The 20509-nt window shown below is 53.6% G+C and carries 25 protein-coding genes and 1 tRNA gene; 12 read left to right on the forward strand and 14 right to left on the reverse strand.

The annotated features are described in order from the left end of the window. The first annotated feature begins 137 nt into the window (after positions 1-137). Genes HBN68_RS12995 through HBN68_RS13005 form a run of 3 tightly spaced genes read left to right on the forward strand, consistent with a single transcriptional unit; the run spans position 138 to position 3298 of the window. Positions 138-2189 (forward strand): terminase family protein, encoded by a 2052-nt coding sequence (locus tag HBN68_RS12995; protein WP_169964350.1) that lies wholly within the window; start codon positions 138-140, stop codon positions 2187-2189. After that, positions 2128-2985 (forward strand): phage portal protein, encoded by an 858-nt coding sequence (locus tag HBN68_RS13000; protein ID WP_262373517.1) that lies wholly within the window; start codon positions 2128-2130, stop codon positions 2983-2985. Before HBN68_RS12995 ends, HBN68_RS13000 begins: the two co-directional genes overlap by 62 nt. Before the next feature lie 58 nt (positions 2986-3043). Continuing rightward, positions 3044-3298, forward strand: coding sequence for an ogr/Delta-like zinc finger family protein (locus HBN68_RS13005; RefSeq protein ID WP_169964348.1), 255 nt, complete (start codon positions 3044-3046; stop codon positions 3296-3298). On the opposite strand, the gene HBN68_RS22210 is transcribed toward HBN68_RS13005, so the two are convergent. Next, positions 3299-3505: a hypothetical protein gene (locus HBN68_RS22210; RefSeq protein ID WP_262373513.1), complete on the reverse strand. Its 207-nt coding sequence runs from the start codon at positions 3503-3505 to the stop codon at positions 3299-3301. It lies immediately after the preceding gene. Positions 3506-3816: 311 nt separating this feature from the next. Here HBN68_RS22210 and HBN68_RS13015 point away from each other — a divergent pair, with 311 nt between their 5' ends. From HBN68_RS13015 to HBN68_RS13040, 6 genes are all read left to right on the forward strand, one after another. Continuing rightward, positions 3817-4065 carry a hypothetical protein gene (locus HBN68_RS13015; protein ID WP_082149317.1) on the forward strand — a complete coding sequence of 83 codons (249 nt, stop codon included), beginning with the start codon at positions 3817-3819 and terminating at the stop codon, positions 4063-4065. Between the two features lie 29 nt (positions 4066-4094). After that, positions 4095-4589 carry a YmfL family putative regulatory protein gene (locus tag HBN68_RS13020; RefSeq protein ID WP_048399287.1) on the forward strand — a complete coding sequence of 165 codons (495 nt, stop codon included), beginning with the start codon at positions 4095-4097 and terminating at the stop codon, positions 4587-4589. Between the two features lie 77 nt (positions 4590-4666). Further along, positions 4667-4900 carry a hypothetical protein gene (locus HBN68_RS13025; RefSeq protein ID WP_169964344.1) on the forward strand — a complete coding sequence of 78 codons (234 nt, stop codon included), beginning with the start codon at positions 4667-4669 and terminating at the stop codon, positions 4898-4900. 2 nt (positions 4901-4902) lie between these two features. Next, positions 4903-7596 (forward strand): toprim domain-containing protein, encoded by a 2694-nt coding sequence (locus HBN68_RS13030; protein ID WP_169964342.1) that lies wholly within the window; start codon positions 4903-4905, stop codon positions 7594-7596. Between the two features lie 47 nt (positions 7597-7643). Continuing rightward, positions 7644-8060, forward strand: a complete 417-nt coding sequence (locus HBN68_RS22215; protein ID WP_241485718.1) for a hypothetical protein — start codon at positions 7644-7646, stop codon at positions 8058-8060. Continuing rightward, on the forward strand, positions 7961-9112 hold the full coding sequence (locus tag HBN68_RS13040) for a tyrosine-type recombinase/integrase (RefSeq protein ID WP_262373516.1): 1152 nt from the start codon (positions 7961-7963) through the stop codon (positions 9110-9112). The genes HBN68_RS22215 and HBN68_RS13040 overlap by 100 nt, the downstream gene beginning before the upstream one ends. Before the next feature lie 83 nt (positions 9113-9195). Here the strand turns inward: HBN68_RS13040 and HBN68_RS13045 are convergent. The 9 genes from HBN68_RS13045 to thrS form a co-directional block, all read right to left on the reverse strand. After that, positions 9196-9272 (reverse strand) — tRNA-Pro (locus tag HBN68_RS13045). 79 nt (positions 9273-9351) lie between these two features. Next, positions 9352-9708, reverse strand: a complete 357-nt coding sequence (locus HBN68_RS13050) for a MerR family transcriptional regulator (RefSeq protein WP_047275136.1) — start codon at positions 9706-9708, stop codon at positions 9352-9354. After that, on the reverse strand, positions 9689-9991 hold the full coding sequence (ihfA, locus tag HBN68_RS13055) for an integration host factor subunit alpha (RefSeq protein WP_002553164.1): 303 nt from the start codon (positions 9989-9991) through the stop codon (positions 9689-9691). Before ihfA ends, HBN68_RS13050 begins: the two co-directional genes overlap by 20 nt. Positions 9992-9994: 3 nt before the next feature. Beyond that, positions 9995-12373, reverse strand: a complete 2379-nt coding sequence (gene pheT / locus HBN68_RS13060; RefSeq protein ID WP_169964335.1) for a phenylalanine--tRNA ligase subunit beta — start codon at positions 12371-12373, stop codon at positions 9995-9997. Positions 12374-12399: 26 nt separating this feature from the next. Continuing rightward, positions 12400-13416: a phenylalanine--tRNA ligase subunit alpha gene (gene pheS, locus HBN68_RS13065; RefSeq protein ID WP_094994173.1), complete on the reverse strand. Its 1017-nt coding sequence runs from the start codon at positions 13414-13416 to the stop codon at positions 12400-12402. A gap of 109 nt (positions 13417-13525) precedes the next feature. After that, positions 13526-13882, reverse strand: coding sequence for a 50S ribosomal protein L20 (gene rplT, locus HBN68_RS13070; RefSeq protein WP_047275143.1), 357 nt, complete (start codon positions 13880-13882; stop codon positions 13526-13528). Positions 13883-13911: 29 nt separating this feature from the next. Next, positions 13912-14106: a 50S ribosomal protein L35 gene (gene rpmI, locus HBN68_RS13075; RefSeq protein WP_002553160.1), complete on the reverse strand. Its 195-nt coding sequence runs from the start codon at positions 14104-14106 to the stop codon at positions 13912-13914. Between the two features lie 60 nt (positions 14107-14166). After that, positions 14167-14718, reverse strand: coding sequence for a translation initiation factor IF-3 (gene infC, locus HBN68_RS13080; RefSeq protein WP_169835808.1), 552 nt, complete (start codon positions 14716-14718; stop codon positions 14167-14169). Beyond that, entirely contained in the window at positions 14718-16640 is a 1923-nt protein-coding gene (gene thrS / locus HBN68_RS13085) for a threonine--tRNA ligase (RefSeq protein WP_169964333.1), read from the reverse strand. The genes infC and thrS overlap by 1 nt, the downstream gene beginning before the upstream one ends. Before the next feature lie 357 nt (positions 16641-16997). On the opposite strand from thrS, the gene HBN68_RS13090 reads away from it, so the two are divergent. Continuing rightward, positions 16998-17327, forward strand: coding sequence for a hypothetical protein (locus HBN68_RS13090; RefSeq protein ID WP_094994175.1), 330 nt, complete (start codon positions 16998-17000; stop codon positions 17325-17327). A gap of 294 nt (positions 17328-17621) precedes the next feature. Beyond that, a complete protein-coding gene (locus HBN68_RS13095) occupies positions 17622-17834 on the forward strand; it encodes a cold-shock protein (RefSeq protein ID WP_003179963.1) in 213 nt (70 codons plus the stop codon). Between the two features lie 69 nt (positions 17835-17903). Here HBN68_RS13095 and HBN68_RS13100 read toward each other — a convergent pair whose 3' ends face one another. Both HBN68_RS13100 and HBN68_RS13105 read right to left on the reverse strand, forming a co-directional pair. Next, on the reverse strand, positions 17904-18215 hold the full coding sequence (locus HBN68_RS13100; RefSeq protein WP_169964331.1) for an I78 family peptidase inhibitor: 312 nt from the start codon (positions 18213-18215) through the stop codon (positions 17904-17906). 159 nt (positions 18216-18374) lie between these two features. Further along, positions 18375-18680: a hypothetical protein gene (locus tag HBN68_RS13105; RefSeq protein WP_094994177.1), complete on the reverse strand. Its 306-nt coding sequence runs from the start codon at positions 18678-18680 to the stop codon at positions 18375-18377. A 132-nt stretch (positions 18681-18812) separates the two neighbouring features. Here HBN68_RS13105 and HBN68_RS13110 point away from each other — a divergent pair, with 132 nt between their 5' ends. After that, positions 18813-19007 carry a hypothetical protein gene (locus tag HBN68_RS13110; RefSeq protein WP_094994178.1) on the forward strand — a complete coding sequence of 65 codons (195 nt, stop codon included), beginning with the start codon at positions 18813-18815 and terminating at the stop codon, positions 19005-19007. Between the two features lie 171 nt (positions 19008-19178). On the opposite strand, the gene rbsD is transcribed toward HBN68_RS13110, so the two are convergent. Continuing rightward, positions 19179-19583: a D-ribose pyranase gene (gene rbsD / locus HBN68_RS13115; protein WP_094994179.1), complete on the reverse strand. Its 405-nt coding sequence runs from the start codon at positions 19581-19583 to the stop codon at positions 19179-19181. After that, positions 19580-20500, reverse strand: a complete 921-nt coding sequence (gene rbsK, locus HBN68_RS13120) for a ribokinase (protein ID WP_169964329.1) — start codon at positions 20498-20500, stop codon at positions 19580-19582. The genes rbsD and rbsK overlap by 4 nt, the downstream gene beginning before the upstream one ends. Between the last annotated feature and the right edge of the window lie 9 nt (positions 20501-20509).

A 20509-nucleotide genomic window follows, 5' to 3' on the forward strand; every position in this document is an offset into this window, starting at 1 on the left:
AATGAGCCGCCAAGATAGGGAGCGATTCAGCCCGAAACAAACGGTTCACTTGCGCGTTTCTCCTATATTCGACTTTTAGGATAATCGCGGAAATTATCCCCACGTTTTCGGCGTTTTCGCCGCATAGACTGCTGCGCATGTACTACTCGACCGAAGTTAAAGACGCCGCCAAACGCCTGTTTCTACGCCGCTGCAAGGCCAAGGAAATTCAGGCGCAACTCAACCTGCCCAACATCCGGATCGTTTATTACTGGATCCGTCAGGGCGGCTGGGAAGACATGCTGTCGGATGAAGAGCCGCTAACCGCCCTGAGACGCCGAATCACTCTGCTATTGGACAAGGCTGGCAGCCTGTCCAAGGACGATTTGAACGAGCTGGACCGGCTAACCACCGTTCGGGAGCGGCTGTTAAAACAGGCGGCTAAACCGGCATCAGCTCCGATCGGTGACGGTGCCGAAGCGCCGCCTGAAAGCCGCCAAGGCTCGCGGAGTGAACGATCGCGCCGTGGAGACAGCAGCGGCAAGAAGCGCGAGAAAAAGGCCAAGAACGACATCAGCTGCCTGACGGAAGTGGACTTTCTGGATAAGTTCATCTCCAAGATGTACCGCTATCAGCAAGAACTGTTTGCGGCCAAACAGAACCCGCTCACGCGCCGGGTGCGCAACATCCTGAAAAGCCGTCAGGTCGGGTTGACCTATTACTTCGCCGGTGAGGCTTTCATGGACGCCGTGCTCAGCGGCGACAACCAGGTGTTTCTGTCGGCCAGCCGATCGCAGTCGGAGATTTTCCGCAGCTACATCATTCAGTTTGCCCAGCAGTGGTTTGGCATCGAGCTGACCGGCAACCCGATTACCTTGAGCAACGGCGCCGAACTGCGCTTTCTCAGCACCAACAGCAGTACCGCGCAGGGCTATCACGGTCACGTCTACGTCGATGAATACTTCTGGATCCGCGACTTCGAAAAGCTCAGTACCGTGGCCAGTGCCATGGGCACCCACAAGAAGTGGCGCAAAACCTACTTTTCCACGCCCAGCGCGGTGTCGCACCAGGCGTACCCGTTTTGGTCCGGGGAAGAGTTTCGCAACAGCAAACGCGGCAAAAAAGCCGGTGGTACGTGGCCGGTCGAGGCGGCGTACACGCAGGGCGCTTTGTGTCCGGATGGTCAATGGCGCAAGACCATCACCATTCAGGACGCAATCGACGGCGGGTGCGACTTGTTCGACATGGAACAGCTGCAACTGGAGTACGACGAAGACAAGTTCCAGCAACTGTTTTATTGCAAGTTCATCGACAGCACGCAGAGCGCGTTTGGTCTCAAGGATCTGGAGCGTTGCTATTCCGACCTGACGCTGTGGGAAGACTACACACCCGACGACGAACGCCCCTTCGGCAACAGCCCGGTGTGGTTGGGGTACGACCCGAGCCGCACCCGCGACGACGCGACGTGCGTGGTTATTGCACCGCCGCTGGAGCCCGGGGCGAAGTTTCGCATCCTCGAAAAACACAGTTGGCGGGGCCAGTCATTCAAGTACCAGGCCGAGCAGGTCAAAAAGCTCACCGAGCGATTCAACGTCCAGCACATCGGCATCGACACCACGGGCATTGGCTACGGCGTGTTTGACCTAGTGCGCGACTTCTACCCTCGGGCAACATCGATTCACTACAGCCTGGAGACCAAAAACACCCTGGTGCTTAAGGCACAGGACACGATTCAGGGGAGCCGTATCGAGTGGGATGCGGGATGGACCGACGTCGCCCAGGCATTCCTGACCATAAAGCGCGGCACCACCGGCAGCGGCCAAGTCACTTACAGCGCATCGCGTACCGACGCCACCGGCCACGCCGACATCGCCTGGGCAATCATGCACGCCCTCGCCAACGAACCCTTGAACACGAACAAGCGGCGCCGGAGCCGCTACATCACGAGCGGAACCCATGTCCAAAGCACGACGCAAACAGCACCAGGTCACTCAGCAGCCACGCCAACAGCAGCCCATGCGCGCGTTCACGTTCGGGGAACCGGAACAGGTATTGAGCGGCAACATCGGGGAGTACGTGGGGGTGTTTCCCAGCGACGACGGCGACATCTACAAGCCCCCGGTGTCGCGCACCGGGCTGGCCAAGCTGTTGCGCGCCAACGCGCACCACGGCGCCATACCGAAGTTCAAACGCAACCTGCTGCTGCGTGAGTTCATCCCCTCTGCGGGGTGCAGCGCCCGCACCATGGGCTGCGCGGGACTCGACTACATGGTGTTTGGGGACGCGTTTCTGTATTGCGACACCAACACCTTCGGTGAAGTCCTGGAGCTCAAACACCTGCCTGCGATCAACATGCGGGTAAAAGTCGACGGGGGTTATCGCATGCTCTTGCCCGACGGAAAATTCATGGACTTTGAGCCCGATGAAATCGTCCACGTCATGGACTACGACGTGGAACAAACCATCTACGGCATCCCCGACTACCTTGGCGGCATGCAGGCGCTGTTACTCAACGAAGCCGCGACCCTGTTCCGCCGCCGCTACTACAGCAACGGCGCCCACGCGGGCTACATCTTCTACACCAACGACCCCGACCTGACCGAAGAAGACGAAACCAACCTGCGCGAACAAATCAGTGCCAGCAAAGGCGTGGGTAACTTCCGTTCAATGTTCGTCAACATCCCCAACGGTAAAGAAAACGCCATCCAGATCATCCCCGTGGGTGACTTTCAGGCCAAAGACGAACTGGAGAAAGTGAAGAACATCACCCGCAACGACGTCATCGCCGCTTGGCGAATGAACCCTGCACTGGCGGGCATCATCCCGGAAAACAGCGGCGGCTTTGGCGATATTGAAAAGATCGATCGGGTTTACACCAGCAACGAGATACGGCCCATCTGCCAGTTGTTTAACCAGGTGAACGATGTGTTGAGGGGGGATCGATGGATTGGGTGGCGGGAGGAACACAAAAAAGGCGATTCGACCGAAAAAAATTACCCAAAATGAATAATTTAGTTAGGTTCGTGGCAAAATATTAGCTCTTGATATTCCTGGGGAGGGATCAATGCGAGTTTACTGTAAAGAGTGCCGAAGCAAAGGAAGGATTACTTCCAGCGATCAATTGGATCCTACATTTGTGAAGCTTTATTGTCAGTGCAATTCAGCGACCTGTGGCCATACTTGGGTCGCGAATTTAACCTTTTCCCATACACTGAGCCCATCAGCACAAGTCGTAGACAGCCTTATCTTTGACCGAGTACGGGACATGACACGCACAGAACAACAAGACCTGTTTGAAAAGCTTCGTTGTGGTGCTTGATCAAGCCTGCTGCTTAATGTCATTCAGCATGGCCGTTATTTCGGATAGCTGCTGGGCCATGTCTTTCAGACGTTTCTTTTCTTCAGCAGCGCTTTGTATATCCCGCTGACCGCTCTCATCCAGTGATCGAAACAACGACAATATGGCCTCTTCCTTTGGGCTACTTACTGTCGGTGAAAGTGGACCGTCTGCAGCTGTGCGAGACATGGCTCCCTCCCCCGTTAGCAACCAATCCAGCGCGATACCTTTGCTCTCGGCAACGCTGACACACAATGGGTAAGGCACAGAATCACGATTTCGCCAATTCCCTAGCGTTGCACGGGGCGTACCTAACACATCACAGAGCTGAGAATCGTTTTTAACGCCAAAGACCAAATGGAGACGATCCAGTACTGCGCCCGCACTTTTATTACCCAATTTGAAGAATCTCCTGTTGACTTACCCATAGTGGGTTACTAGGATTACACGCAATGGGTACATCTTAACCAACCGGGAACACTTCAACCATGAGCAACGCAATGGAAAAGCGCCTGATTCAGGCACGCCTTATAGAGAAGGGAAGTAATTTCCGAAAATTTGCTATCAGTCACGGGTATGAACCTCGGACTGTCACTCAAGTTATCCAACGCTGGGCAGGACATTCAAACCTTCCAAGCGGAAGACTTTCGTTTCGTATTCTCAAAGATTTATCAGCATTTATTGGCCAAGAAGTCCTTCCTGGAATTCTTCAGCCAGACCCCGAACGCGCTATGTATTCAGAACAGTAAAGCTGATAAACAAAAGGTAGAAGCAGAACATGAGCAGGAAATTTCTTACCACGCGACGCCAAGTGACAAGTGCCATTATTTGCGCTTATCCCGGTGGGCGTGAATGCGCGGCTGGCCGCATCGGTTTGGAACTAAAGAAGTTCGATAACCATGCTTATGAAAATAACGGCAGTCGACCTCTGACCGATGCGCAACTGCACCAGTTAGAACTGACTGCTGGCACTACCCACTTACCAGAGTATGTGGCGGCGATGTATGGCGGGATGTTTGTCCCTGTTGCTGATCCAGATTCACTCGACAACGTGGAGCTTTACACCATGTGCGTACAGACAGCAGCCAAGCGCGGGACGGTGGATCACATCATCGCTCAGGCGCTGGAAGACGGCGTAATAGACCAAACCGAAGCAGACGCCATCCTGAAGGCTGAAAGCCTGCATATGGCTGCACGACACGCCGAAGTGCTGGCAGTTATCCAGTTACATGCAAACCGCTCTGCACCACGAACCACCCCGCTCGCCCCATAGCACCCCCCTCCCACTAAACCGCCTGCCCCCATGCCCTGTGGGTTTGGGTGAACTGCGCCCGAAATAGAGGTTTCACCATGGGAAACGCCGTAATTGTCACCACAAGAATGTCCTCAGCGCATGCCGAAGCGCTGTTGGCAGCCATGCGTGCGCAGTACCTGATGAGCCTGAATGAGCATTGGTATGCCGATGAATACCGCTATGTCCCGAAAGACACACGCCACAAATCGATCCTGGAGAAATCCCCTGTGATGGCCGCCCAAAAACACTTGATGGCCGCCTTATCCCTCAGCCTTAAGTCAGTGAAGTAACCATGAGAGAAGATTTGCGCCACGACGTAATACAGCGGATTGAGTCCGAATTCGGACTCAAGCATCGCTCTCCCACAAATTATATGCGGGGTGGAAGCTGCCCCAAGTGCAACAAAAAAGAGTTGTATACCCGCTTCGACAGACCGTGGCAGCTCATCTGTGGCCGTCAGGAAAAGTGTGGCCACACGGTGCACGTCAAAGAGATTTACGACGACCTCTTTGAGGATTGGAGCAAGCGCGTACCTGCGACTGAAAACGCACCAACAGCAACTGCACGTGCCTATCTTGAGTTCTCCCGCGGCTTTGATATTTCAATGATCGCCGGTTGGTTCACGCAGGAAACTTATTACTCCACTCAGCATGAAGCAGGTAGCGCCACAGTTCGCTTTGCCCTTGAAAAAGGTGGGTATTGGGAGCGATTGATAGACAGGCCAGCACGCTTCGGAAAAATGAAAGCTCGATTCAAACCGGGCGAATCATACAAAGGCGTTTGGTGGTGCCCACCTTGCGTGGACGTTCTAGAAGCAAAAGAAATATGGATCGTCGAAGGCATATTCGACGCGATCGCATTGGCTCATCACAATATTGCTGCTGTATCCGCAATGTCTTCGAATGCCTTCCCAGCCGACTCGCTGCAAGCGCTCGCAACCGCACGACCGGGCAATTTGCCCAAGCTTGTGTGGGCACTTGATAACGAACCAGGCGCGCATGCCTACACCAAGCGCTGGGTTCGGATGGCTCGCGAGCTGGGCTTTAACTGTGAAGCTGCGCAAATCCCACAGCGGGATAACAAAAAGTCTGACTGGAATGATCTACACCAACGTTGGCAGTTTCTCGATGAGGGTGAGAAACGTGATGTTCAGGTAGACAAAGACCTGACGATTGCTCGCCATCATGGCGCCCTTTTAATTGCTGAAAGCGCAACTGAGAAAGCCTTGGTGATGTTCGACTGGAAGCGTCGGAGCGAATTTCACTTGGAGTTCGGCAATCGTTTGTACTGGTTCAAGCTCGATCTTGAGAAGTACAACAAAGCGATTCAGGAACTGGAAGACAGCGAACACCACGACGATCAGCAGTTGAACAACAAACAGATGCGGGCCAAGGCAATGCAGCAATGCGGCGCGTTACAACGCATTGCTACCTGCAACCCGAAGGCACTGTATTACCAAGAGAACAAGCTAACCGACGAGTCCTGGTATTACTTCCGGATCACGTTCGCTCACGACGCGGCGCCGATAAAAAACACCTTTACCAGCTCACAAATCGCATCCTCAGCAGAGTTTAAAAAGCGTCTGCTTGGCATTGCCCCTGGCGGCATGTTCACCGGCACCACTCAACAGTTGGATGCGTTCATTGAAGAACAGACCGACGCGCTCAAGACCGTGCAAACCATCGACTTCACCGGCTACACCCGTGAACACGGCGCGTACATCTACGGCGACGTGGCAGTACGCGATGGAAAAGTGTTCAAACTGAACGAAGAAGATTTCTTCGATATGGATCGGTTGAGCATCAAGACCCTGAGCCAGTCGGTCATTCTCAACCTGAACACGGACTTGGAGAAGTTCGACACAGAATGGCTGGACATCATCTGGCAGTGCTTCGGTGCCAAAGGTTTGGTCGCACTCGCGTTCTGGTTCGGGTCACTGTTTGCTGAACAGATCCGCCAGCACCAGAAAAGCTACCCCTTCATGGAAATCATCGGTGAGCCAGGCGCAGGCAAGTCCACGCTGATCGAGTTCCTGTGGAAAATGTGTGGCCGTATCGACTATGAGGGCTTTGACCCAACCAAAGGCACGCCAGTTGCTCGGGCGCGGAACTTCGCCCAGGTAGGCAACCTGCCGGTTGTACTCATCGAGTCAGAGCGGGAAAAGACGGACGGTAGCCAGACCAAGCAATACGACTGGGACGAACTCAAGACCGCCTATAACGGCCGGAGCGTTCGCTCTACTGGCGTAAAAAACAACGGTAACGATACCCGTGAACCCCCTTTCCGAGGGGCGGTTGTTATCGGCCAGAACCATGCGGTGAATGCATCAGAACCCATCCTGCAACGACTGGTGCATATCGCCATGACGAAGGAAGGTCAGACGCCACAAACCAAATTATTGGTGGAAAAACTGGAGCGCATGCCGGTCGACCGCGTGAGCGGGTTCCTTATCAAAGCAACGATGAAAGAAAGCATCGTGATGCAGACCGTCCGTGAGCAAGTGCCAGTCTACGAACAACAGCTGTTGGCCCTGCCGGAGATACGCACCGTCCGGATCGCAAAAAACCACGCTCAGTTACACGCGTTGATAGACGCCCTGGTTCACGTTATTCCATTGAAAAAGCATCAGATAGACGCGGCCCATAGCGAGATCCAGAGCATGGCCAAAGAACGTCAGTTGGCGATCAACGCCGATCACCCGATCGTCGTCGAATTCTGGGAACTGTACGAGTACTTGAACAGTGCTGCGGGCGGACTCAACCACTCCCGAAATGACGGCCTAATTGCTGTGAACCTCAACGACTTCGCCAAGGAAGCCGCAGAGAAGCGCCAAAAAGTGCCGGATCTGACAGAACTGAAACGCCACCTTAAAACAAGCAAGTGTCCCAAGTTCATAGAGACGAACAGAAATGTTTGCTCTGCATGGGATGTCGACGCCGCTAACAAAGCGAAAACCGTTCGGTGCTGGATGTTTCAGACAGCCTGAAACCACCCTCCCCAACTTCTGCCGCCCCGGACGGTATGGAAAAAGTTATGGCAAATCAAAGACCAGCTCAAATTGCACGAATCCTCCCGCGGTTTATTCGCGCCGGTGAGGCATACGGCTATCTCGGCATGTGCCGGGACGAATTCAATAAAACCGTTCGGCCACACGTACGGGAATTCCCGATCGGAAAACAGGGTGTTGGCTTCGACCGATTGGAGCTTGAAGCTTGGGCCGACGCCTACGTTCAGGCCACGGCAATTGAAAAAGGAGCGAATCAGGACAACAATCGGCCCCGCAGCGAGCGCCAGGGCGGATCCAAAGGAGATACGCAATGGCACAAAAAGCAATCACTGGGCTCCAGCAAATGCCGAGCGGCATCTGGAAGATCGACAAGAAATACCGAGGTGAACGAATTCAAGAAAGCACTGGCACTCGTGACCGCGCCGAAGCGGAGCAGTACCTGATTTATTTATTGGAACAGCGCCGACAGGAGAAGGTGTACGGGGTCAGGAAGGTGAGAACGTGGCGGGAAGCGGCGACTCGCTTCCTGCTAGAGGTAAAGGATCAGGCCTCGATCCATATTTCGGCAACGTACATGGCACAGCTGGATCCGTTCATTGGGGACATGCCAATCACACATATTGATGATGATGCCTTGGCCCCTTACATCAGCTCTAAGCTCAAGCCGATGACGGGCAAGCCAGTGACTAATCGGACAGTGAACATCGCTCTTCAGCGAGTGATCCGGGTTTTGAATCTGTGCGCGCGCAAATGGCGTGATGACGAGCGCAGACCATGGCTCGATGTTGTGCCGATGATCTCCCTGCTGGATGAGAAGACGAACTGCCGCAAGCCCTACCCGCTTTCTTGGGAAGAGCAATCGATTTTGTTCGCTGAACTGCCGGCACACCTGCAGGCCATGGCCATGTTCAAGGTCAACACGGGGTGTCGTGAGCAGGAGGTTTGCAAGCTTCAATGGGATTGGGAAATCGCGGTACCGGAGCTGGATACTACGGTGTTTTTGATTCCGGCCGGGTTCGGCGGACGAAGCGCAAGGTCTGGTGTGAAGAACCGAGACGAACGTCTGGTGATTCTCAACACGGTGGCTAAGTCAGTTATTGAGAAGCAGCGCGGCCAGCACAAGTTGTACGTCTTCCCTTTCGGCAAGCCAGACGGCGACGGGGACGAAACAATGGTTCACCGCATGAACGACTCAGCTTGGAAGAAGGCCAGGGTCAGGGCGGCGAAGAAATGGCAGGAGAAGTATTTGCGGCCGGCACATGATGGTTTCGTCCGGATCCGCATTCACGACCTGAAGCACACCTTTGGCAGAAGGCTGCGTGCAGCAGGCGTGACTGAGGAGGATCGCAAAGCATTGCTCGGCCATAAGAACGGCAGCATCACCAGTCACTACTCAGCAGCAGAGCTGGACCAACTGATTGAGGCTGCAAACAAGGTATCAGTAACCGACTCACGCGCACCAGCGCTGACGATCCTGAAGAGGAGGCAGGGATAGCAGGAAAACCCAAGGTCACTCGAAAAGTCACTGGGGTAGAAATGAAAAAGCCACCCAAAAGGTGGCTAAGTCATTGAAAAATATGGTCGGGACGGAGTGATTCGAACACTCGACCCCTAGCACCCCATGCTAGTGCGCTACCGGACTGCGCTACGCCCCGACTAGGCGTTAGAACTATTTGAAATAACTCGGGCAAATATACCTTAAGCCTAAAAAAAGCGAAAGTAGTAATGATCAAGTTATTTGCGAAGGATCAACAAAACATCTTCAAGCTCTGAAATGGTTTGGCGGATCAACTGCTTGTACTGGGTTGTATCATCTTTCGCTTCATCACCTGAAAGACGCAACCGCGCACCTCCAATTGTGAAGCCTTGGTCATACAACAAGGCACGAATCTGCCGGATCATCAACACATCCTGTCGTTGATAATACCGGCGATTTCCTCGCCGCTTTACGGGGTTAAGTTGAGGAAACTCTTGCTCCCAATATCGCAGCACATGCGGTTTGACCGCACACAACTCGCTAACTTCGCCGATGGCGAAGTAGCGCTTGCCCGGAATTGGCGGGAGCTCGTCGTTATGACTTGGTTCCAGCATAAGCCTCTACTCGGGCTTTTAACTTCTGCCCTGGACGAAAAGTGACCACACGGCGTGCCGTGATCGGGATTTCCTCTCCCGTTTTCGGATTGCGGCCAGGCCGCTGTCGCTTGTCACGCAAATCAAAGTTGCCAAAACCGGACAACTTGACCTGTTCATTGTCTTCAAGAGCGTGCCTGATCTCTTCGAAAAAAAGCTCCACCAATTCCTTGGCTTCACGTTTATTCAGGCCCAGCTCTTCATAAAGACGTTCCGCCATTTCAGCTTTCGTCAGAGCCCCCATACGTCACTTCCTTAACGTGGCGTTTAACCTTTGTTCGAGCGAGGTGAGGATGTTCTGCGTCGTGGTATTCACCTCATCGTCATTAAGAGTGCGCGATGGATGCTGCCAGGTCAAGCCGACCGCAAGGCTTTTTCTATTGGGATCAATACCTTTACCTTGATAAACGTCAAAAAGCCTCAGGTCTGTCAACCATTCGCCCGCATTTTCACGAATGACATTCAACACATCACTGGCAGCTACGTCTTTGTCGGCAATCAAAGCCAGATCGCGACGGACTTCCGGAAAGCGCGAAAGCTCAGAAAATTTCGGCATTTTGCCCGACGCCACTTCTGCCAAAACCAATTCAAAAACAAAAACAGGCCTGTCCAGACCCAATTTTTTGTTCAGTTCCGGGTGAAGCGCGCCTACAAAACCTACCTGACGACCATTACGCTCAATACGTGCAGTCTGTCCAGGGTGGAGCGCCGAGTGCCGACCAGGAACAAACTCAAAAGCATCCAAAGCACCCGCAAAGCCCAATACAGCTTCCACATCAGCTTTAATGTCAAAAAAGTCGGCCACTTCACGCCCCTGCGCCCAACCTTCAGGAAAGCGAGTACCGCACACAACTCCCGCAAGCATGGACTCTTGCTTTAGACCTTCCAACTGCCCTACAAACCGTAGTCCGCTTTCAAAAAGACGGACGCGATCTTGTTGACGGTTCAAGTTGTGTTGCAATGCTTTGACCAAACCAGGCCACAAGGAAGCACGCATTGCCGCCATATCATTGGATATAGGATTGGCTAACAGCAAAGGCTCAAGGTCAGGGTTGAAAAGCTCAAACTGTTTAGGGTCGATGAAACTGTAGGTGATAGCTTCTTGATATCCGCGCGCTACCAGTAAACGACGCAGCTCTGGCAACTCACTGCGAGCTTCAGTCTTGGCTTGAGGCGCCAGTCGGGCTTGCGGATAACGGACTGGAAGACGGTTGTACCCGTACAAACGAGCAAGCTCTTCTATCAAGTCCACTTCCAGACTGATATCAAAACGATGGCTTGGGACGCCTACGCGCCATTGCCCCCCGCCAATTGCAGTGACTTCAAGCCCCAAGGCACACAGCAAACGCTCGACCTGGCCGGGATCCATCTCCATTCCCAACATCTGACTGATACGCGCAGCACGCAGGTTGATGGGGGCAATCGACGGCAAGAACTGTTCGGCAACTGTTTCGATAATCGGACCTGCTTCACCGCCGGTAATTTCTAGCAATAAGCCAGTGGCGCGCTCCATAGCTTCACGGGCCAAATTCCAGTCCACGCCACGCTCGTATCGGTGGGACGCATCCGTGTGCAACCCATAGGACCGTGCTTTACCAGCTACGGCAATTTGGTCGAAGAAAGCGCTTTCAAGAAATACATCTCGGGTTGTCGCAGATACGCCGCTGTGCTCACCACCCATTACACCCGCAATGGCCAGCGCCCGCTGATGGTCTGCAATAACAAGCGTATCACTGCGCAAGCTAACTTCCTGGCCATCAAGCAAAACCAGTTTTTCACCCTCTTCCGCCATGCGAACACGGATACCACCGTTGATTTCGGCGAGATCAAATGCATGAAGAGGCTGCCCCAGCTCCAGCATCACATAATTAGTGATGTCGACCGCAGCGTCGATGCTGCGCACATCGGCGCGGCGCAAGCGCTCCACCATCCACAGAGGTGTAGGTCGGGATAAATCTACATTGCGGATGATACGGCCCAGATAACGAGGGCATGCAGAAGGCGCCAACACATCTACAGAGCGGACTTCGTCATGTACGGCAGGGACAGGCTCAATCACCGGGCGTGTCACTTCTGCTGCGTACAAAGCGCCCACTTCACGGGCCAAACCTGCCAAAGACAAGCAATCACCGCGGTTCGGGGTCAAATCGACCTCAATACTCGCATCTTCGAGGTCTAGGTAAACACGAATGTCCTCGCCTACCGGAGCATCTGCAGGAAGCTCCATCAGACCGTCATTACCCTCGCCAATTTGCAGCTCGGCTTCGGAGCACAACATGCCATTGGACTCAACACCGCGCAGCTTGGCTTTCTTGATCTTGAAGTCGCCCGGCAATTGAGCGCCGATCATGGCAAACGGAATCTTCAGGCCCGGACGTACATTCGGCGCCCCGCAGACGACTTGAAAAGTTTCAATACCATTTGTAACTTGGCAAACACGAAGTTTGTCAGCGTCCGGGTGTTGCTCGATGGCCAATACCTCACCCACCACAACACCGCTGAATGCACCTGCGACCGGAGCCACACTGTCCACTTCAAGTCCAGCCATCGACAGACGAGCAACCAACTCGTCGCGTTCTACCTGCGGGTTAACCCAACCACGCAGCCACTGTTCACTGAATTTCATCCTGCTCTCCTAAAAATGCGTTACGACTAGCGAAATTGCGCGAGGAATCGCAAGTCGTTCTCGAAGAACAGACGCAAGTCATTCACACCGTAACGCAGCATGGCCAAACGCTCCACACCCATGCCGAAAGCAAAACCTGAGAACTCTTCAGGGTCAATCCCGGACATACGCAGCACATTAGGATGAACCATTCCACACCCCATGACCTCGAGCCAGCCCGTCTGCTTGCAGACACGACAACCCTTGCCGCTACACATCACGCACTCCATATCCACTTCTGCCGAGGGTTCAGTGAAGGGAAAGTAAGAAGGACGAAAACGTACGGCCAATTCTTTTTCAAAGAACACCCGAAGGAACTCTTCAATGGTGCCTTTGAGATCAGCAAAGTTGATATCGCGATCGATCAGCAGGCCTTCAACCTGATGAAACATTGGCGAATGAGTGATATCCGAGTCACTTCGATATACACGCCCAGGGCAGACAATGCGGATCGGCGGTTGCTTCGACTCCATTGTGCGGACCTGAACCGGAGAGGTATGGGTACGCAGCAACATGTTCGCATTGAAATAGAAGGTGTCATGCATAGAACGCGCCGGGTGATGACCCGGAATGTTGAGTGCTTCGAAGTTGTGGTAATCGTCTTCAACCTCGGGACCTTCGGCAATGCCGTAGCCAATGCGGGTAAAGAACTGCTCAATACGTTCCAGAGTCCGGGTTACCGGATGCAGACCACCGGAGGTCTGGCCTCGACCAGGCAGGGTCACATCAATGGATTCGGCAGACAGTTTGGCGGCCAGCTCGGCCTCTTCAAACTGAGCCTTGCGCGCATTGAGAACCTCTGTGACACGCTCCTTGGCATCATTGATTAGCGCGCCTACTTGAGGACGCTCCTCTGCCGGCAAATTCCCCAAGGTCTTCATCACCTGAGTCAATTCGCCTTTTTTACCAAGGTAAAGAACCCGGATTTGCTCCAGGGCATTGATATCTTCAGCGCTCTCAACAGCCTCTAGTGCTTTAGAGACCAGCGCATCCAGGTTTTCCATGTACAGACTCCAGATACAAAACAGGGGAAGAGCTTGAAGGCTCTTCCCCTGTTTATGACGTTTAACACCCAAGCTTACATAAGCAAGCCCAAGTGACTGTCGGGGGTACTTAAGCCAGAGTGGCTTTAGCTTTCTCGACAATCGCAGCAAACGCCGCTTTTTCGTTCACTGCCAGATCAGCCAGAACCTTACGGTCGATCTCAATGGACGCCTTTTTCAGGCCGGCGATGAAACGGCTGTAAGACAGGCCGTTGATACGTGCACCAGCGTTGATACGGGCGATCCACAGAGCGCGGAACTGACGTTTTTTCTGACGACGGTCACGGTAGGCGTATTGGCCTGCCTTGATTACCGCTTGCTTGGCAACACGGAATACGCGCGAGCGTGCACCGTAGTAGCCTTTAGCCAGTTTCAGAATTTTTTTGTGACGTTTACGGGCGACAACGCCACGCTTTACACGAGCCATGAGTTACTTCCTCTAGTCTTAACCAAAAATTAACGAAGGCGCAGCATGCGCTCGACTTTTGCCACGTCAGACGGATGCAGCAAGCTGCTACCGCGCAATTGACGCTTACGCTTGGTCGACATTTTGGTCAGGATGTGGCTCTTGAAAGCGTGTTTGTGCTTGATACCGTTAGCAGTTTTCAGAAACCGCTTAGCAGCACCACTTTTAGTCTTCATCTTTGGCATGTTCGGATACTCCGCATTCAGTTGATAAACATAACCGCAAGGCCTGCCGTGCCCTGGTGGTTACTTCTTCTTTTTCGGGGCGATGACCATGATCAGCTGGCGTCCTTCCATCTTAGGATGCTGTTCGACGGTACCGTATTCCACAAGGTCAGCTTCAACCCGCTTCAACAGTTCCATACCCAGCTCCTGGTGGGCCATCTCACGGCCACGGAATCTTAACGACACCTTGGCCCTGTCCCCATCACTCAGGAAACGTACCAGGTTGCGCAGTTTTACCTGGTAATCCCCTTCCTCCGTCCCTGGACGAAACTTGATTTCTTTAACCTGGATTTGTTTCTGGTTTTTCTTCGCTGCGGCAATCTGTTTCTTCTTTTCGAAGATCGATTTGCCGTAATCCATCAGCTTGCAAACAGGTGGTACTGCATCAGCGGAAATTTCCACCAAATCCAGTTTGGCTTCTTCAGCCTTAAGAAGCGCTTCTTCGATCGGGACAATGCCAAGTTGCTCGCCCTCAGCTCCGATTAACCGAACCTCGCGTGCCGAGATATTCTCGTTGATCGGGGCCTTCGGTGCAGCTCGTTTATCTTGTCTCATTTCACGCTTAATAATAATTACTCCGAATCATGGCGACCACGCCGGGAAACCGCTTGTGCGAGGAATTCAGCGAATTGCGCGACGGGCATCGAGCCCAGGTCAGCACCTTCACGTGTACGCACAGCGACAGTCTGCATCTCGACTTCCCGATCTCCGATAACCAAGAGATAAGGAACCTTGAGCAAAGTATGCTCGCGGATTTTAAAGCCGATCTTTTCATTTCTCAAGTCTGACTTGGCACGAAATCCGCTCTGATTGAGAGTTTTTTCAACTTCAGCAGCAAATTCGGCCTGTTTATCAGTGATATTCATGATCACTGCCTGGGTTGGCGCCAACCACGCAGGGAACGCACCTTCGTAGTGTTCAATCAGAATACCGACGAAACGCTCGAACGATCCAAGGATCGCACGGTGCAACATAACCGGGTGCTTGCGGCTGTTGTCTTCAGAGACGTATTCAGCGCCAAGACGAATCGGCAGGTTGAAATCGAGCTGCAAGGTACCACACTGCCAGACACGACCCAGACAATCTTTCAAAGAAAACTCAATCTTCGGACCGTAAAAAGCACCTTCACCCGGTTGCAGGTCATACGCAAGGCCAGCACTGTCAAGCGCCGAGGCCAATGCGCTTTCGGCACGATCCCACAACTCATCGGAACCCACACGCTTTTCCGGGCGAGTAGACAATTTCAGCTCGATATCCTTGAAACCGAAGTCAGCGTAGACATCCAGCGTGAGCTTGATAAATGCCGCAGATTCGGCCTGCATCTGCTCTTCGGTGCAAAAAATATGCGCGTCATCTTGAGTGAAGGCACGCACCCGCATGATGCCGTGCAGCGCACCCGACGGTTCGTTACGGTGGCAAGCACCGAACTCTGCCAGACGCATTGGCAACTCGCGGTAGCTTTTCAAGCCCTGATTAAAGACCTGCACGTGGCACGGGCAGTTCATCGGCTTGATTGCGTAATCGCGGCTCTCCGACTCAGTCGTGAACATGTTTTCAGCGTAGTTGGCCCAGTGACCGGATTTCTCCCACAAACTGCGGTCCACAACCTGAGGCGTCTTGATCTCAAGATAACCGTTCTCACGCTGCACCTTGCGCATGTACTGCTCAAGCACCTGGTAAAGCGTCCAGCCGTTTGGATGCCAAAATACCATCCCCGGCGCTTCTTCCTGAGTATGGAAAAGCCCCAGGCGCTTACCGATTTTGCGGTGATCGCGTTTCTCGGCCTCTTCAATACGCTGAATGTAAGCAGCCAACTGCTTCTTGTCAGCCCACGCAGTGCCGTAGATACGCTGCAACTGCTCATTCTTGGCATCGCCACGCCAGTAAGCGCCCGACAACTTGGTCAACTTGAAGGACTTCAAGAAGCGCGTGTTTGGCACATGAGGGCCACGGCACATGTCGACGTATTCTTCGTGGAAATACAGGCCCATGGCCTGTTCGTCCGGCATATCTTCGACAAGGCGCAGCTTGTAATCTTCGCCGCGCTCGGAAAACAGCCGGATCACTTCGGCACGAGGCGTGACCTTCTTGATCACGTCGTAATCTTTCTCGATCAACTGCTGCATGCGCTGTTCAATGGCAGCCATGTCCTCAGGGGTAAAAGGACGATCGTAGAAAATGTCGTAATAGAAGCCTTCCTGAATGACAGGACCAATGACCATTTTGGCCGTTGGATACAATTGCTTCACTGCATGACCAACGAGGTGGGCGCAAGAGTGACGAATGATCTCCAGCCCCTCTTCATCCTTGGGCGTGATGATTTGCAGCGTGGCGTCATTTTCAATCAGGTCGCAGGCATCAACCAGCTTGCCGTTGACTTTGCCGGCGACAGTGGCTTTTGCCAGACCTGCACCAATCGAAGCGGCAACTTCGGCGACTGACACTGCGTGATCGAAATTACGTTGACTGCCATCGGGAAGAGTAATAGTTGGCATGGCGCCTCCTCTCCTAGTGGTGACCCCTACCAAAGGTCACGTGGGTTGGGATGAGCCAGTACGCGATTCGGTGGTGAGCCTGCCTCACAGTGGCAGGAGCCTTGCGGCCAACCGTTAACCGAACCAGAGTGACTGGAGTTCAAATCAAAAAGTTCAGGGCTCTGTTTCGCGGGATATAAAAAATCGCCACGACAGGCCAAGGGCGGCATGCTAGCACACATGAGCGCTTGATGGAGCGCTCAGCTTGAGGCAGCGAAAATACTGCTCGCATTGCACAATGGTGAACTTGAGCTGCACTTTCCCCCTCAGATACACCGTGAGTCACATTTAGCCTTATCACCCTGTAAGGAGCATCACATGCCCACTAAACGCTTATTAGCTCTCGCAACCCCATTATTGGCACTACTTCTGCCGCTGAGCGCCCACGCGGACAATTGGCCTGCAGCCCTTAAAAATGACTATATGAAGGATTGTGTCGCTGCTGCCAGCCAAAATATTGATAAAAAAACGGCTACGCAATATTGCGCATGTGGCGCGGATAAATTGTCTGCCAATTTTTCGACAGCTCAGATCAAGCAGTTGATGAGTAAAGAGGTACAACCCAGTGCTGAGCTGCGCGCACAAGCGCTGAAGGCCATCGAGTCATGCCGCGCGACAGCGCCTACCCCCGCCAAACCCAAGAAATAATCCCCCTAGGGTCACCGCCACTTACGCCTTGAGCCACTGACAAAAGCCCGATAATGGGCCATTCCTTAAAAAAAACATAAGGAGTGATGCTTTTTTTAAGTGCCGGCGAAAGCGGCAAAGCCCCATAAATCGGGGGTTTCAAGCCTTCCGAGCAGCTCTGGGAAGCTTACAAAGCATCAAACTGTGACGCAGGGGGGCTCCCAAACCTCACATTTCGACTATGATAGCCAAGTGTGCCCAGTTGGCCTGAGCAGCACAGTACTACTGAAAATATAAGTTTCTTGGAGATACACCATGTCTAATCGCCAAACCGGCACCGTAAAATGGTTCAACGATGAAAAAGGCTTCGGCTTCATCACTCCTCAAGGTGGCGGTGACGACCTGTTCGTACACTTCAAAGCTATCGAAAGCGACGGTTTCAAAAGCCTGAAAGAAGGCCAGACCGTTTCCTTCGTGGCTGAGAAAGGCCAAAAGGGTATGCAAGCTGCACAGGTTCGTCCGGAGTAAATCTCCTTCGAACAAAAAAACCCCGTCCACGTGACGGGGTTTTTTGTGCCTGATACAAACGCGAACTGCTTAGCCGCAGTTCACGCGCGTAATCACGGCATTGTCATCCGCATTGAGGTTCAGGCGATCTGAGCGGTACTCAAGCGTCATGACATCGTTAGGCCCGAGGATACGGGCGGTCTGCGCACCTGCTTTGACGCGGGCCTGCTCCAAAAGCTGCGCCAACGCTTTTTTCCCGACTGCAAAGGCTGCCGCCTGAGCGTCGCACCGCGTGTGCGCAGGGGTGGCCGCCGCAGGTTCCTTGTCAGAACTTGAGGTACTGCACCCGGACAACGCCAGCACTGCCAGCAATGAACCCAATGACACTAGCTTCCAGGACATGAAGCCTCCTTAAAAATAAATAGTCGAGACCTTTGCGACAGTTTTTACGCAAAGAGGTTGCACAGCGCCATGCAAGAAGTACGCGTGAGCGCAGGCGCGTGATTTTGGACGAGAAGCCGTGTATCGCCTTGGCTTAATCGTCACGGAATATGTGCTGTATCAGTACACATCGATGTAATCGAACGGTGGATTGGGCCAATTCGCCTTCAAAGCATTGAAGATCTGCATAACCCAAACCTCGTCACTCGCTGCAACATTGCCCACATACCCAGAACCCGCTGACCAGGTTTCCAGCCTGAAAAGCAGCCCGTCAATATCTGTACCGCCAACCACGCCTGAAGACAGGTAAGCCCGCCCGACTTTCGAGACTCGCAGCTGCGTGTGCACATCATCACAGGCTGAGGCCAATAGCTGTCGTACAGCCTCCAGCGTCAGCCCCTCAGGCTTATTCAAATCGATATACATAGTAATGCCCCTCCCTCAAAGGGTCAGTGTGACATGGGCGCGGCCATTCCTGCGCCCATGCCCACTCTCACACTGATGGCATCTCAATGGCATTTTGCTAAGATCTAGCGTTTTAACGCAACGAGTCCAACCATGAGCAACGTCAGTATTGACGCCGACATCAAGGCGAAATGGCAACAGGGGCAATGTTCTTACAGCCCGGGCAGCCCCGAGGAACTGGCCATTATCGGGATAGATCTGCTGGTTAAAGAACTCGGAATCGAAGCGGCAAAAGCGTTTAGCCATCAGGTTTTCGAGAAATATGGCCCGCCTGTAGAGACGACCTGAGGGTACAGAGACTCAAGCCCACATCGGTCAGGCATCAACCTTGATTCTGCCTTCGCACTGGCTGAGCCACTGAAAAACACGGCTTCAGCACGTACATACAACGCTGCGACCTGCACGGGCACCCCCTGAACGCTCAAGCCTTGTATCAACTGATGCTTACACCACACCGTTTTAAAACGTAACACCAGCGATCAGCGCAATATTGCAGTACGGACGACATTCCCCGGTACGCACAATCGCTTTTGCGCCCAGACACAAGCCCTTAAAGGCATCGTGAGCAAGCATCCGCCTGCCTCCCATCAACCCAAGGCTGGTTTGAGCCTCAATGGCACTGAGCGCAGCACACGGATGTTCAAGCAACTCTTTAGCCAGTACATGGCTTTCAACCTGCATCTCACTCAGGACGATACACAATGTGGTCTCCAGGTCCGGCACTCCACGGGTCAGTGCCAGATCAATCAGCTCAACGCCCTTAGGCACCGGCAAACCGGCATCGGCAATCACCACAATGTCGCCATGTCCCAATGACGCGATCAGCCGTGACAGTTGAATATTCAGCAGGGGTGTCTTTTTCATGACGGTGCGAAACCTAAAACGTCAGCCAACTTTGGAATGGACGGTTGAGCGCCTGAGCACGTGACAGACAAAGCTGCCGCAATTTGTGCAAACCGGATGGCTTGATCTTCACTCTTCCCCCCCGCGAGGGCGGCAGAAAATGCACCAACAAAAGTGTCACCCGCCGCAGTGGCATCGACCGCCTCAACGCTGGGCGCCGAAAAATGCACGGTATCGCGCCCGCTGACGAACAGCGCGCCTTTGGCCCCCAGCGTCACAATCACGTTGCGCGCGCCCGCCTCAATCAGCTTCAAAGCAGCACACTCTGCAGACGCCAGCGAATCAACAACCACGCCACTGAGGGCCTGAGCCTCACTTTCATTGGGGATCAGGTAATCAATAGCCTCAAGCCACTGTGACGGCAACGGCCCGTTAACCGGCGCCGGATTGAGGATTACGGTCTTATTGAGCGCTCGCCCCCGTTTGAGCGTATGGGCAACGGTGTCATAGGGCACCTCGAGCTGGCAGACGATCACCTCTGCCCCCTGCAGCATCGCGTCACATGATTCGATATCGCCAGGTGCCAGGGAAGCGTTGGCGCCCGGCACGACCACAATGGTGTTTTGACTGTTGGCATCCACAACAATCAGGGCAATGCCACTCACACCCCCCGCGACACTCGACACCCCCGAGCAATCAATCTGCTCATCCATAAGACCTGCTCGCAGCTGTTCGCCATAGGCGTCACTGCCCACACGCCCCAGCATCGCGACGCGCGCGCCCAACCGTGCAGCCGCTACCGCCTGGTTGGCGCCTTTACCGCCATGTACCGTTTGCAGTGAATCACCGAAGAGCGTTTCGCCCGGCTGCGGCAACCGCTGCGTTCGTGTGACCAAATCCATATTCAGACTGCCAACCACTACTACATTTGCGTGCATGCTCGACAC

The organism is Pseudomonas sp. WS 5078 (genome assembly GCF_012985745.1).
In the GTDB taxonomy this organism is placed as follows: domain Bacteria; phylum Pseudomonadota; class Gammaproteobacteria; order Pseudomonadales; family Pseudomonadaceae; genus Aquipseudomonas; species Aquipseudomonas lundensis_A.